The sequence below is a fragment of the Sorangium sp. So ce302 genome, assembly GCF_051530145.1.
Lineage (GTDB): Bacteria > Myxococcota_A > Polyangia > Polyangiales > Polyangiaceae > Sorangium > Sorangium cellulosum_B.
The window spans coordinates 1-13,986 of record NZ_CP150326.1 but is presented as its reverse complement, the minus strand read 5'-3'; the positions used below and the strand labels follow the sequence as shown (position 1 = coordinate 13,986).

8 protein-coding genes are annotated in these 13,986 nt (G+C 72.9%); 5 read left to right on the top strand and 3 right to left on the bottom strand.

The genetic code is table 11. The annotated features are described in order from the left end of the window. The first annotated feature begins 66 nt into the window (after positions 1–66). Positions 67–1,128 (top strand): hypothetical protein, encoded by a 1,062-nt coding sequence (locus WME73_RS00040; RefSeq protein ID WP_437714927.1) that lies wholly within the window; start codon positions 67–69, stop codon positions 1,126–1,128. A 98-nt stretch (positions 1,129–1,226) separates the two neighbouring features. Then, a complete protein-coding gene (locus tag WME73_RS00035; protein WP_437743518.1) occupies positions 1,227–1,739 on the top strand; it encodes a Fur family transcriptional regulator in 513 nt (170 codons plus the stop codon). Between the two features lie 50 nt (positions 1,740–1,789). On the opposite strand, the gene WME73_RS00030 is transcribed toward WME73_RS00035, so the two are convergent. Together WME73_RS00030 and WME73_RS00025 are read right to left on the bottom strand one after the other, a co-directional pair. After that, on the bottom strand, positions 1,790–4,237 hold the full coding sequence (locus WME73_RS00030; RefSeq protein ID WP_437743517.1) for an HAD family hydrolase: 2,448 nt from the start codon (positions 4,235–4,237) through the stop codon (positions 1,790–1,792). Between the two features lies 1 nt (position 4,238). Further along, positions 4,239–5,501: an aspartate aminotransferase family protein gene (locus WME73_RS00025; RefSeq protein WP_437743516.1), complete on the bottom strand. Its 1,263-nt coding sequence runs from the start codon at positions 5,499–5,501 to the stop codon at positions 4,239–4,241. A gap of 268 nt (positions 5,502–5,769) precedes the next feature. Here WME73_RS00025 and grpE point away from each other — a divergent pair, with 268 nt between their 5' ends. The 3 genes from grpE (at position 5,770) to WME73_RS00010 (ending at position 12,442) form a co-directional block, all read left to right on the top strand. Beyond that, positions 5,770–6,354, top strand: coding sequence for a nucleotide exchange factor GrpE (grpE, locus tag WME73_RS00020; protein ID WP_437743515.1), 585 nt, complete (start codon positions 5,770–5,772; stop codon positions 6,352–6,354). Between the two features lie 187 nt (positions 6,355–6,541). Then, a complete protein-coding gene (dnaK, locus tag WME73_RS00015) occupies positions 6,542–8,404 on the top strand; it encodes a molecular chaperone DnaK (RefSeq protein WP_437743514.1) in 1,863 nt (620 codons plus the stop codon). A gap of 120 nt (positions 8,405–8,524) precedes the next feature. Beyond that, positions 8,525–12,442: a serine/threonine-protein kinase gene (locus tag WME73_RS00010; protein ID WP_437914352.1), complete on the top strand. Its 3,918-nt coding sequence runs from the start codon at positions 8,525–8,527 to the stop codon at positions 12,440–12,442. Positions 12,443–12,570: 128 nt separating this feature from the next. Here the strand turns inward: WME73_RS00010 and dnaA are convergent, their stop codons facing one another. After that, on the bottom strand, positions 12,571–13,986 hold the full coding sequence (dnaA, locus tag WME73_RS00005) for a chromosomal replication initiator protein DnaA (protein ID WP_437743512.1): 1,416 nt from the start codon (positions 13,984–13,986) through the stop codon (positions 12,571–12,573).

Sequence of the window (13,986 nt, the reverse complement as noted above, 5' to 3'; positions counted from 1 at the left end):
GGAGGGGCCGTCCTCCCGCGCGCAAACCCGCTCTCCCTCCGAGGTCGACCCGCTATGTTAGCCCGCGTGCCCGCACGAAGACCCCCGCTCTCCCGCGCGTCCGCCGCGCTGGCGCTCGCCGCTGTCGCGCTGTCGTTCACGTTCGTCGGCTGCCCCTGCGTCAGCGGTCCCGTGAACGCGAGCCCCGCCCTCCGCTGGTTCCTGTTCTCGAACTTCGGCGCCAGCAAGATCTGCCCCGAGATGCTGAAGAGCGGGGTCTCGCTGCGCCTGCAGGACAGATCGGCGTCCATGGGGCGGTTCTTCCCGATGCAGTGCTCGTACGACGTCAACGACGCGGCCCAGACGATCACCGTCCACATCGCCGGCACGGGCTACGGCTACATGCAGCCGGCCAAGCGGGTGGGCTTCTCGCTCACGACGTCCGTCGAGTACCGACCCGACTTCCAGCTCGCGGACGATAACGTCTACGTGTGGGGACGGCTGAACCGGATCGTGCAAGGCCCGAGCTTCCAGCTGGGCTACGTCGAGAACCCGGTCATCGACGTGATGGCCAACGTCCCGCCGTTCGGAGGGCTCGCCAACCTGCTCGGCAACCAGATCGTCGCTGGCGAGCTGACCCGCGGGTTCACCGTCCTCTACAACGAGGAGACCGGGAAGGACTTCACGCTGGGGATCCTCATGCCGCCCCAGCGACCGCACCACCCGTTCGAGGCGGAGGACGAGGAGCGGTACACGTTCGCGAACGAGACCGTCGAGGTGTACGCGAACCAGCGCGACTACCTCGGGCCGTTCGAGGTCGCCGACTCGGACCAGGCGCTCTACCTCAAGGTCAGCGCGCAGGGCGCGCCCGTGGACCTCATGATCGTCGACAAGCCCACCGGCGACGCCTGGCGCGAGGCGTACCAGACCGGCAAGCCGCTCGGACCCCCGCCAGGCCCGGTGCAGGCAGGCGGCCCTCTCCAGCCCGGGATCATCGAGACCCGCCGCTACGCGCTGCGCCCGGGCCTCTACTACGTCGTCATCGACAACACGGCGGCGGCCGGCCTGGTCGCGCCGCCCATCACGCTGCTCAGCCCCCTCGGGGGTTCGGCGGCTCAGATCAGCTACATGGCGCAGGTGGGCGAGTAGCGCCGACGAGCGAGGCACGGGCAGCATCGGCGAGGTCGCGCCACGTAGGTTCGGTCACCGGCCTTGACGCGGTTCGCCGCGAACGGGATAAACTTGCCATGGCCGTCATGGAGAGAGAGGGGAGCGGCGCCAGCCACGTGGACCAAATTGCCCTCGACCGGCTCCGCGCTCGCCTCCAGGCGTACATGGCGAAGAAGGGGCTGAGATCGACGGCGCAGCGCCGGCTGATCGTCGACACGTTCTTCTCCGGCGCCCCGCACATGACCATCGAGGACCTGCTCGCGGAGGTGCGCGCGCACGACCGAGGCATCGGGTACGCGACGGTGTACCGCACGCTCAAGCTGCTCGCGGAGTGCGGCGTGGCCTCCGAGCGCCGGTTCGGGGACGGCCTTAGCCGCTACGAGCTGGCGGACGACGCCAGCACGCACCACGACCACCTGATCTGCGTCAACTGCGGGAAGATCATCGAGTTCGAGGAGCCGCGGATCGAGGCGCTCCAGGAAGAGATCGCCGCGAAGTACGGCTTCGACGTGACCTGGCACAAGCACGAGATGTACGGCGTCTGCGCGGACTGCCGCGACGCGAAGGACACCACGCCCGACGTCTCGTAGCCGGCCCCCGGCGCGGCGAGGAGCCCCGCGCCGGCGAGCGCGCCCGGCGCTCAGCTCTTCGCGTCGAGCGCGCGGGCGTGGACGACGGCCATGACGCCGCCGAGCAGCGAGGCGATGGGCGCGTAGGCCGGCGGGAGCACGAACGCGGCGATGACCGCGGCCCCGACGAGCGCCGGGGCGACGCTGAGCGCGAGCCCGACGCGCGCCTCGAGGCGCGTGCGGTGCGCGAGCGCGAGGGAGAGCGCGGCGTCGCGGACGTCGTCCGACGCGAGGACCGTGGAGAAGTCGGCGGGCGCCGAGCCGGCGGCGCCGAGCGCCACGGAGACGTCCGCGGCGCCGAGCGCGGCGTCGTCGACGCCCGCGTGGCCGAGGACGGCGACGCTCGTGCCCGCGTCGATCAGGCGACGCACCTCCGTGCCGCGATCCGCGGGGAGGATCTCGGGGCGGATGTGATCGATGTCGAGCGAGCGGCCGATCGCCTCGCACGTCTCGCGCGCGTCGCCCGACATCAGCACGGGCTCGATCTGCGCGTCGAGCAGGTGCTGGATGGCGGCCCGCGCCCCGGGGCGCAGCCCGTCCTGCAGGCCGATGATGCCGACGAGGCGAGCGCCGACAGCGACGAGGACCACCGTGCGCCCCAGCGCCTCGAGCTCGGCGACGCGGCTCTCGGCCGCGGCGATCGAGATCCGCTGCTCGAGCATGAGCGCGCGGTTGCCGACGCAGAGCTCCTCGCCGGACGAGGTGACGGCCGTCACGCCGAGGCCGGGGTGGAAGTTGGGGTTGCGCACGCCGTCGGGCCGCAAGCCGCGGGCGCGCGCGGCGCGGACGATCGCCGTCGCGACGGGGTGCTCCTCGGTGCGCTCCGCCCCGGCCGCGAGCGCGAGAACGTCGCTCGGCTTGAGCTTCTGGCCGGTCGCCTCCAGCTCCGCGAGCTCGGGCTCGCCGAGCAGCAGCGTGCCGCGGGCGCAGAACACGGCGACCGAGGTCTTCCCCGCGCGATCCCAGGCGTCGGCGCTCTTGTAGACGATGCCCCGGCGGAGCCCGAGCAAGATGCCCCGCGCGACGTGCACCGAGGCGATGGAGGCCGTGATCGCCGTGGACAGCGCGGCGAGCACGGCGGCCGCGGTCATCGCGATCTCGACCGGAGCGCGCCCGGCGACGAAGGCGGAGAGCGCGCCGATCGCCGCGGCGCCGATCGCCCAGCGCTCGGTCAGGGCGCGGGAGGCCTGCGCGATGGGCGCGAGGGCGTCCGCGCGCCGGCGGGCGTCGAGCAGGACGCGCGCGACCGCGCGATCGCCGCCTGAGAAGGTGCACGCGCCGACGAGGCGACCCCGGACCACGGTGGCCCCGGCGACGACCGGGTCGCCGTCGCGGCGGCGGGTCGGCGTGGTCGCGCCGATCCAGGGGAGCACCTCGACGTCGCCGCCCGTGACGACGAGGTCGACGGGGACGATCTCCCCCGCGTCGACCTGGACGCCCTCGCCCGGTCGCAGCTCGTAGAGCTCATCCCCGGCGCCCTCGACAGGACCGCCGTCGCCGCCGCGCTGAGGGGCGCGGTCGGCGGGCGCCTGGCCCTGCGCCCACGCGCCAGGCGGCCGGCGCGCCGGGGTCGAGAGCACGGATCCGATCCACGCCCGCTCCGCGAACACGCGATGTCGGGCGCTCTCGATGAGCCACGCGCTGATCGCGCTGGCGGTGGCGATCACGCCGGCGAGCGACGCGGCCTCGGCCGCGAGGGCGCGGTCCTGACCGAAGAGGGCCCAGACGGCGGCCACGAGCCCGCCAAGAACTGGGGCGAGCATCGGCGCAGGGTGCGGATCGGTGGCGTCGCGCGCGGTCGTGGCGGCGCGGCCAAGGAGCATCCCGGCGCTCACGGTGGCGAGCACGATCCGCGCGCCGATGACGAGCTTCGCGTCCCCGGCGAGGGTGAGCGCGACGGCCAGCGTCCCCGCGATGATCGCGAGCACGAGCAGGAGCGCGCCGATGTCCCGCGCCTCGACCGCATCGTAGCGCTGCGGCTCCTCGCTCAGGATGGTGTTCCCGATGGGCTCGAGCAGCGCGCGATCGTCGTCGAGGACGGGCAGGTCCGGGAGCCGCTCGTCGAGCGACACGGGCGGGAACGCGTCGACGATCGGCGCGTCGAGATCCGCGACGCGCGCCGCGCCCTCGTCGGCGCTCGCCCGCGCGGGCTCCGCGCGCGGGGTGCGCGGGGTGGAGGCGTGGTGCCCGCCGGCGCCGGGGGGCGCGCCCGACGGGAGCCCCCGGGGAGGAGCGCCGGCGAAGGGCGCGCCCAAGGCCGCGAGGCCCGCAGGCCGGCCGTCCCCCGGCGCAGGCGGCGCTTCACCGAGGAAGGCGTGGCGGCACCGCGCGTTGCAGAAGTAATGGAAGCGCTGATCGAAGATCGCCACCTGCCCCGCGCGCAGGGGATCGATCAGCTTGCTGCAGCCCGAGCACGGGACGGGTGCGACGGCGGGACCCGCGGCGCGCGAGGCGACCACCTCAACCTGCAGCCGGCGTCTCGGCGAGTGCGGCCTCGACCTCGGCCAGCGCCTCGTCGATCTGCGCCTCGCTCACGATGAGGGGCGGCGTGAACCGGAGCACGCTGCTCCCCGCGATCGTGAGCAGCACGCCCCGATCGCGCGCGCGGCCGAGGGCGGCGCGCGCGTCGACGGTCGGGGCGAGGATGAGGCCGCGGAGCAACCCGCGGCCGCGCTCGCCGAGGCACACGCCCGGCAGCCGCGCGGCGATCGCGGCGAGGCCGCGGCCGAGCTGCTCGCCGCGCTTCAGGGCGGCCTCGCACAGCTTCTCTTCCTCGATGACCGCGAGCACCGTGCGCGCCGTGGCGGAGGCGAGCGCGTTGCCGCCGTAGGTCGAGCCGTGCGAGCCCGGGGGCAGCGCGCCGTTGAGCCGCTCCCGCAGCACCAGCGCGCCGACCGGGAACCCACCACCGAGCCCCTTCGCGAGCGCCGCGGCGTCGCCCTGGACACCGTCGTACGTCGCGCCGAGCCAGTGCCCCGTGCGCCCGATGCCGGTCTGCACCTCGTCGATGAGCAGCAGCGCGCCGTGCTCGTCGGTGATGCGCCGCAGCTCGGCGAGGAACCCGGCCGGAGCCGGCAGCACGCCGCCCTCCCCTTGCACCGGCTCCACGAGGATCCCCGCGACGTCCGGGCCCATGGCCGCGCGCACCGCCGCCACGTCTCCGTACGGCACGTGCGTGACGCCGTCGAGCGAAGGGCCGAAGCCCTCGCGGTACTTCGGCGTCCCGGTCAGGGCGACGGCGCCGAGGGTGCGGCCGTGAAACGCGTTGTCGAACGCGATGATCCGGTAGCGCCCCTCCTCGCCCCGGTTGAAGAAATGGCGGCGCGCGAGCTTGAGCATCGCCTCGTTCGCCTCCGCGCCCGAGTTGCAGAAGAAGGCGCGGTCAAAGCCGGTCTTCGCGCAGAGCTCCTCGGCCAGGCGGAGGTTCTCGGCGTTGAAGAAATAGTTGGAGACGTGCATCAGGCGACCCGCCTGCTCGGAGATGGTCGCCACGAGCCGCGGGTGAGCGTGCCCGAGCGAAGCCACAGCCACCCCCGCGCACATGTCAAGGTACCGGCGCCCCTCCGTGTCGAAGAGCTCGCAACCCCTGCCGCGGTCGAGGACGAACGGCGGCTGGCGGTAGTTGCCGAGCAGGTGCTTCTGCGCCGCGAGGAGCGGCGCGCTGGCGGACGTCGAGGCGTTCGCCGGCGGAGGTTCGGCGGCGGGGCTTGTGGCGATGCTCATGGGGGGCGATCTAACGCCGGGCGGGGGGTCGGAGCAAACGCTCGATGCAGCGCCCGCAGCGGATCGTGGAGACCCGGGCAATCTGCGCGTCAGAAGCGCGTCTGAAGCGCGTCCGGAGCGCCCGCGCGCCGGCCCCCCCAACCCGCGGGCGTCCTGGGCCGGCGCGGCGGCGAGCGCCGACGCGCTCGGGCGCCGGCGCTCGCCTCCGGACCGACCATGGGCCTGGCGATTGCCAGCGGATCGCGGCTGGTTATAGTGCCGCCGTCCTATGAGCGATTCGGAACAAAATGGGTCGAACCAGAACACGGGGGAGACGGCCGACGCGCGGGCGGAGCGCGCAGAGGCCGCGGAGCAGCAGGCCCCCAGCCCCGAAGACAAGCTAGGCGAGGTGCAGGCCGAGGCCGCGCGGATGCGCGAGCAGCTGCTGCGCACCGCCGCGGATTTCGACAACTTCCGTAAGCGCTCCCGGCGCGAGGTCGAAGAGGCGCAGCGCCGCGGCCGCGAGGCGATCCTGAAGGATCTGCTCCCGGTCTTCGACAACCTCGAGCGCGCCGCCAGCCACGCCGAGAGCGCGCCGGACGTGAAGTCGGTCGCCGAGGGCGTCCGGATCGTGACGAAGCAGTTCGTCGACACGCTGGAGCGCATGGGCATCAAGCGCATCGCCGCGGTCGGCAAGCCCTTCGATCCCAGCGTGCACGAGGCCATCCAGCAGCTCGACTCGACCGAGCACCCCGCCGGCGTCGTGATCGCGGAGGTCCAGCCGGGATACATGCTGGGCGATTACCTGATCCGCGCGGCCATGGTCGTCGTCTCGAAGGGCTCGCCCGTCGAGCCGGCGCCCGCGGCGAACTGATCCTCCGCGCGGCGTCGCGCCGGCTCCCTCGGCGCACACCCTCGGCACGGTGCGCATCCTGGCGGTGATCCTGTCCGGGATCTGCCGTGCCCCGCTACCTCGCCGCACGATCTCCCCAAATATCGCGGGCGCCCAGGTCGTCTCCCCACCCGGCGAGCATCCAGGCCTGTAGTATCTTTCGCCGCATATGGGGAAGGTGATCGGCATCGATCTCGGGACGACGAACTCGTGCGTGGCTGTCGTCGAAGGGGCAGGCGTCGCCTCGGCCAACGATGTTCGGGTGATCCCGAACGCCGAGGGCGCGCGCACCACGCCGTCCGTGGTCGGCTTTCCCGCGAGCGGTGAGCGCCTGGTCGGGCAGGTCGCGCGCCGCCAGGCGGTCACGAACCCGCAGAACACCATCTACGCGGTGAAGCGGCTGATGGGCCGGAAGTTCACCGCGCCCGAGGTCAGCAAGCAGATCAGCCTCGCTCCCTACAAGATCGTCGAGGCGCCGAACAGCGACGCGTGGGTCGAGGTCAAGGGGCGCAACTACTCACCGCCCGAGATCTCCGCGGTGATCCTCGGCCAGATGAAGCAGGTCGCCGAGCGGTTCCTCGGCGAGCCCGTGACGGAGGCGGTGGTCACCGTCCCCGCCTACTTCGACGACGCGCAGCGACAGGCGACGAAGGACGCAGGGCGGATCGCCGGGCTGGACGTGCGCCGGATCATCAACGAGCCGACCGCCGCGGCGCTCGCCTACGGCCTCGACAAGGTGAAGGCCGAGACGATCGCGGTCTACGATCTCGGCGGAGGCACGTTCGACATCTCGATCCTCGAGATCGCGGGCGGGGTCTTCAGCGTCAAGGCGACCGGCGGCGACACGCACCTCGGCGGCGAGGACTTCGACCAGCGGATCATCGACCTGCTCGCCGACGAGTTCGAGGGGAAGAGCCGCATCGATCTGCGCCGGGACCGCATGGCGCTGCAGCGGCTCAAGGAGGCGGCCGAGAAGGCGAAGCACGAGCTCTCGTCGTCGCTCGAGACCGAGATCAACATCCCCTTCATCGCCGTCGGCCCGGGCGGAGGGCCGCTCCACCTCGAGCGGACGATGCGGCGCAACGAGCTCGAGATGCTCTGCGAGGGCCTCATCCGGCGGACCATCGACGTCTGTCGCGCGACGCTCGGGGACGCCAAGCTCCCCGTCTCCGCCGTCAACACGGTGGTCCTCGTCGGCGGCATGACCCGGATGCCCGCGGTGCAGGCGGCGGTGCGCGAGTTCTTCGGCCGGGAGCCGAACAAGGGCGTGAACCCCGACGAGGTCGTCGCGGTCGGGGCCGCGCTGCAGGGCGCCGCGCTCTCCGGACAGGTGGACGAGGTGCTGCTCCTCGACGTGACGCCGCTGTCGCTCGGCGTCGAGACCGGCGGCGGCGTGAGCTTCAAGCTCATCCCGCGGAACACGACCATCCCCACCGAGCGGAGCGAGATCTTCACGACGAGCGTCGACAACCAGAGCTTCGTCCCCGTGCACGTGCTCCAGGGCGAGCGCGAGATGGCCGCGGACTGCCGGAGCCTCGCCCGGTTCGAGCTCACCGGCATCCCTCCCGCGCCGCGCGGGCTGCCCAAGATCCAGGTCACCTTCCGCATCGACGAGAACGGGATCGTCCGCGTCGAGGCGCGGGATCTCGGGACGGGGCGGGTGCAGGAGATCCGGGTGACCCCCACGAGCGGCCTCACGCCGGACGAGGTCGAGCGGCTCGTCTCGGAGGGCGAGCGGTTCAAGGAGACCGACGCGCTCCGGCGCGATCTCGCCGAGCTCCGCAACCAGGCCGAGACCCTCGTCTACACGACCGAGCAGGCCCTCGAAGGCTACGGCGATCTGCTCGACGCCGAGCTCCTCGGCGAGGTCCACGCCGAGTGCGCGGCGCTGCGGAAGCTGCTCGAGGCCGGCGGCGACCTCGACGCGCTCCGGGACGCGTACGCGCGTCTCGAGGGGGCGGCGTTCCGGATCGCGGAGTCGATGTATGGAGGGGACGATGACGCCGGCGCAAACAAGGCCGTCGAGACATGACGCGCGGCTAGGCGACGCGGCCGGCGCGGCGGCGCCGGCTCGCGCGCCGATCGCGGGCCGTCCCCTCCGGAGCGCCGCGCGCGCCAAAGGCGCGAGGCTGCGTGGGGCGCAGGCGGGGCGATGCTGAGCGAGACCTTCGGGCGGTATCGCTTGCTCGAGCGCCTGGGCGAAGGCGGCATGGCCGAGGTCTTCAAGGCGAAGAGCTTCGGCGTCGAGGGGTTCGAGAAGGTCCTCGTCATCAAGCGCATCCTCCCCAAGCTGGCCGAGCAGGGGCGCTTCGTGGACATGTTCGTGCACGAGGCCAAGCTCGCCGTGCGCCTCTCGCACGCGAACATCGTGCAGGTGTTCGACCTCGGCCGCGTCGACCATCCGAACGGCGATCCGACGAGCTACTTCATCGCGATGGAGTACGTCCCCGGGCTCGACCTGGCGACGCTCCTCGCCCGCTGCCGGAGGGCGAAGAAGCCGATCCCCCTCGCCATGGCCGTCTTCATGACGGCCGAGATCGCGAAGGCGCTCGATCACGCGCACCGGCGGCGCGACGAGCAGTCGCGCCCCCTCGGCATCGTCCACCGCGACATCTCTCCGCAGAACATCCTGCTCTCCTGGGAGGGCGAGGTGAAGGTCACCGACTTCGGCATCGCGAAGGCGACGCAATCGATGACCGACGAGGAGGTCGGCGAGAACCGCGCAGGGAGGATCCGCGGGAAGCTCGCCTACATGAGCCCCGAGCAGTCGCGCGCCGGCGCGATCGACGGCAGGAGCGATCTCTTCTCGCTCGGCACGGTGCTCTACGAGATGCTCGCCGGGTCGAACCCGTTCGCGGCGCCGACGGCGTTCGAGATCATGCGGCGGCTGCAGGCGAGCGAGTATCCGCCGCTCGCGCTCGTGCGCCCCGACGTGCCCCGGTCGCTCGTCGACGTCGTGAGCACCATGCTCGCGAAGGACCCCGAGGATCGGTTCCCCGACGCCGGGCGGCTGCACGAGGCGCTCCTCGGCTTCTTCTACGCGACCGCCGAGCGGTTCGGGGCGAACGACCTCGCCGATTTCCTGGAGCCGTTCCACGAGGAGAAGAGCGCCGAGATCCAGGCGAGCGCCGTGCTCGAAGAGGAGCCGAACGGGGCCAACGAGCGCACGCCGGTCGAGGTGCCGCACACGGCGAGCACGCGCAGCCGCTCGGCGTCGGGGCTCCTCCAGCTGCTCGAGAAGGCCGACAGCGGCCCGGCCGCGCGCGGGCTCGGCGAGCGGCGCGAGGTCACGGCGCTCGTGCTCATCTTCACGGGATCCGAGGACGACGCGGCGAGGCGCATGGCGCGGGCCCGCGACGTGCTGGCGCGCTATGGCGCGCTGCTGCTCGAGCAGGAGGCGTCGCAGCTCGTCGCCATCTTCGGGCTCGGCGACGCCGACGGCCGCGACACGGAGGCCGCGGCGCGCGCCGCCCTCGTGATCCTGCGCTCGCGCGGCGGGGGCGCCGCGGTCTCCGCCGGCATCCACCTCGCCCGCATCCTTGTCGACAGCGCCGGCGCCCCGATCCGCGACGAGCGGCTCACCTCGCTCATCGCCTCCGCCCAGGCGCTCGCACGCGCGACCGAGTCCCAGGTCGCCGTGTCGAACCTCACCGGGCGCGTCCTCCGCAACGCGTTCGCGACGGAGGAGCTGCCCGGCGCGGGCCGGACAGCGCCCGAGGGGGGGCGCGTCGTCACGTCCGCGCAGCCCCCGGACGGCGCGTACGGCCGCTTCATCGGCCGCCGCGACGAGCTCAAGCAGCTCGGCGACATCCTGGCCGCCGCCACGCGGAAGCGCGCGCAGATCGTCGTCATCCAGGGCGAGCGCGGCATCGGCAAGACGCGGCTGCTCGCCGAGATGGAGCGGCGGCTCTCGAAGGGCGACTACAACGTCGGCGTCTACGTCGCCTCGTGCCCGCACAACGGCGCCGACGTCCCGTGGAGCGGCCTCACCGCGATGCTCCAGGTGCTCTGCGGCATCCAGGAGGGCGACGACGAGGAGCGCATCCGCGCGGTGCTGCCGCGGCTGCGGGCGCTCGGCCTGCGCGACGACGAGTCCGCGGCCGTGCTCGGTCAGCTCGGCGCGGCGCTCGCCGAGAGGCGGGCGCCGCAGGGGACGACCGCGATCCTGCGCACCGCGTTCCCGCGCATGGTGCAGAGCCTCTGCGAGGATCGCCTCCACTGCTTCGCGTGGGACGACGCGCAGGCGATGGACCAGCTCACCGCCGAGACCCTGCTCGCCACCGCGGGCCGCGCCGGCGGGCTCCGCGCCGTGCTGATGCTGGCGACGCGCAGCGACCCGCCGCCGCTGCTCGAGGCGCACCCCCACTTCTACCGGCTCAAGGTCGGGGAGCTCTCGGACAGCGACAGCGCGCGCCTCATGTCGGCGCGCATCGGCGCGAACTTCCTGCCGCCCGACGTGGTCGCCTTCTGCCGCGAGCGCGCCGGCGGCCACCCGCTCTTCCTCGAGGAGCTCATCAAGGAGCTGAGCGACTCCGGCGCGCTCAGCGTCGCCAGCGGCGTCGTGAAGGCGCGGCTCGACGGCGCGTCGGCGGTGCCGCGCTCGCTGCGCACGCTCATCGCGACCCGGGTGCGGCGGCTCGATCCGAGCGACCGCGCCGTGCTCCAGGCGGCGGCCATCCTCGGCGATCCGGTGCCGACCGAGGTCCTCGCGGCGCTCCTCCAGCAGAAGCTCCCGGCCGTGAGCCGCGCGATCTCCGGGCTCGCGACCCGCGACCTCTTGCGGCTCAAGGGCCCCGCGCAGGCGAGCTTCGCGTCGCCCATGCACGGGGAGATCGTCCTCGACGCGATCCCGCCGGAGCTCCGCCGGGAGCTGCACGCCGCGGCGGCGGCGGCGTACGTCGCGGTCGTCGGCGAGGACGGCGCCGAGCACGCCGAGCGCATCGGGCAGCACTTCTACCAGGCCGGCGATCGCGACCGCGCCGCCACGTTCTACGCGCGCGCGGCGCTCCACAAGATCCGCGCGAGCCAGCTCGATCCGGCGCTCCGGCTCATCTTCCAGGCGCTCGATCTAGGCGACCACGCCCACCGCTCGCCGGCGGAGCTCTCCGGGTGGCTCGGCTCGCTCGCCGACGTCGTCGTGCGCGTGCGCTCCGCGCCGGATCTCGTCGACGTCGCCGCCCGCGCGCTGCGGCGCATCGACGAGGCCGGCACGCCGGAGCAGAAGCTCTCGGCCCGCGTCGACCTGGCGCGCGCCCTCGGCGCGGTGGATCTCTTCGCCGACGCGTACGCGAGGCTCGAGGAGGCCTACGCCCTCGCCGGCGATCGGGAGGACCTCCGCCGCAAGGCGCTCGCGTGCGAGACGGAGATCGGCGTCCGGACGGGCGACTTCGCGCGCGCGGAGCGCGCCGTCGAGCAGCTCGAGGCGACGGACGCGATCGACGATCCGAGGCTCTTGCTCGCGATCTCCCAGACGCGCGCGGCGACGGGCGACATCGCGGCGGCGCTCCGCGCCCTCGATCGGGCGGAGGCGCTCGGCGATCCGGGCGACCTCGCGGCGGCGAGCGAGCGCGAGAAGCAGCGCGTCCTCGTGCACGTGTTCCTGCGCGACTTCGACGCGGCGGTGAAGAGCTCCGCCCGCGCCGTCGACCTCGCCCGGTCCGCGGGCCTGCGCTTCGAGACCGCCGCCGCGCTGCACAACCTCGGCGACGCGAGCCGGCGGCTCGGCGATCTGCCGCGCGCCTACGCGTCGCTCACCGAGTCGAAGGAGCTCGCCGAGGAGAGCGGCCACGAGCGCCTCGCCTCCATCAACCGCGCGCACCTCGCCTACCTGGACGGGCTGAGCGGCGCGGCCGGCGCCGGCGAGCTCCTGCGCGAGCTCGCGCGCTACGCCGACGCGCGCTCCTACCGCACCGACGCGCTCGAGAGCCGGTACCTGCTCGGCGCGCTCCTGAAGCAGCGGGGCCTGGTGAAGGAGGCGCGGCGCGAGCTCGCCGAGGTGCTCGATCTCGCGTCCGCGTACGGCAACAAGCTCGTCGCGGACGACGCGCGCTCCGCGCTGTCCGAGCTCTGATCTCGCGCGCTCGTCGCGCGTCGCGCGGAGATCCACGCGACACGCGGCCCGCTAGCGGACCGAGGGCCCGGTAGTCGGCAGGTCGCGCTCGTGCCGCGCGCGCGTCTTCCGCGTCGCGCGGGCGCGGCTCACTCGTCAGCGAGCTTCTTCTCGAGCGCCTCGAGGTGGGCGCGGACCTGCGGATCCGAGTCGCGCTGCGCCTCGATCTTGCGGACGGCGCTCATCACCGTCGTGTGATCGCGGTTGCCGAAGGCCCGCCCGATCTCCGGGAAGCTGCACTTCAGCCGCTGCTTGCACAGGTACATCGCGACGTGACGCGCGAAGGCCACGCTCTTGTGGCGGTCCTTCGAGGTGAGGTCGATCGAGCGCAGGTGGAAGTGGTGGCACACCGCGCGCTGGATGTCCTCGACGCTCATCATCTGCGCGCGCGGCGGCGACGTGGCCGTGATCTCGGCGCGCGCGAACGGGAGGTCGACGGGGCGGCCCGTGAGCGAGCTCTTGGCCGCCAGCCGGATCAGCGTCCCCTCGAGCTCGCGGACGTTGGAGCGGACCATCTGCGCGAGGTAGAGCGCCACGTCGTCCGTGAGCGCGATGCCCTCGAGCGCCGCCTTGTTCCGCACGATCGCGACGCGCGTCTCGAGCTCCGGCACCTGGATGTCGGCGACGAGCCCCCAGGAGAACCGCGAGACGAGCCGCTCTTCCATGCGCTCGAGGTTCTGGGGGTACTTGTCGCTCGTCACCACGATCTGCCGGTCGAGCGTGTGAAGCGCGTTGAAGGTGTGGAAGAACTCCTCCTGCGTCTGCTCGCGTCCGGCCAGGAACTGGATGTCGTCGACGAGCAGCACGTCGCAGCTCGACCTGTACCGCGTGCGGAACTCGTCCATCCGGTGGTGCTGGATGGCCGTGATGAAGTCGTTCGTGAACTTCTCGGCCGAGACGTAGATGATCCGCGCGTCCGGCCTGCCCTCGAAGACGCGGTGCGCGATCGCGTGCATGAGGTGGGTCTTGCCGAGCCCGGTGCCGCCGCAGATGAAGAGCGGGTTGTAGCGGCGTCCCCCGCCGCCCGCGGCCGCGATCGCGGCCGCGTGCGCCAGCTGGTTCGAGGGGCCCACGACGAAGCTCGCGAAGGTGTGCTTCGGGTTGAGGTCGTCCGGCATCGACGGGACGCGCCGGAGCGCCGGCTCGGGGCGCGGCGCCGGCACCGGCGCCGCGCTGGTCGGACGCACCACGAGCGCCCGCGGACGCACCGGGGTGAGCTCCACGCGCTGCGCAATGGGCGCGTCGAGGTTCTGATCCACCGTCCACGCGACCTGGACCGACCAGCCGGTGAGCTCTCGGATCTTGTCCGTGAGCGCTGGCAGGAAATTGTCCCTGACCCACTCGAGGACGAACTCGTTCTGGACACGCAGCGTCAGGACGCCGTCGGTCAGATCATCGAACTGAACTCCCCCGAACCACTGATCGAAAGTGGCCGGGGAAAGCGTCCGCGTATGCTCGATCGCCCGATCGAAGACCTCGCGCGGCTCGTGTTTCGGAATCGTCAT

Bases quoted from the DNA above. Each gene is read 5' to 3' on its own strand.
- dnaA (WP_437743512.1), bottom strand. From the start codon at position 13,986: ATGACGATTCCGAAACACGAGCCGCGCGAGGTCTTCGATCGGGCGATC.
- WME73_RS00010 (WP_437914352.1), top strand. From the start codon at position 8,525: ATGCTGAGCGAGACCTTCGGGCGGTATCGCTTGCTCGAGCGCCTGGGC.
- grpE (WP_437743515.1), top strand. From the start codon at position 5,770: ATGAGCGATTCGGAACAAAATGGGTCGAACCAGAACACGGGGGAGACG.
- WME73_RS00035 (WP_437743518.1), top strand. From the start codon at position 1,227: ATGGCCGTCATGGAGAGAGAGGGGAGCGGCGCCAGCCACGTGGACCAA.
- WME73_RS00025 (WP_437743516.1), bottom strand. From the start codon at position 5,501: ATGAGCATCGCCACAAGCCCCGCCGCCGAACCTCCGCCGGCGAACGCC.
- dnaK (WP_437743514.1), top strand. From the start codon at position 6,542: ATGGGGAAGGTGATCGGCATCGATCTCGGGACGACGAACTCGTGCGTG.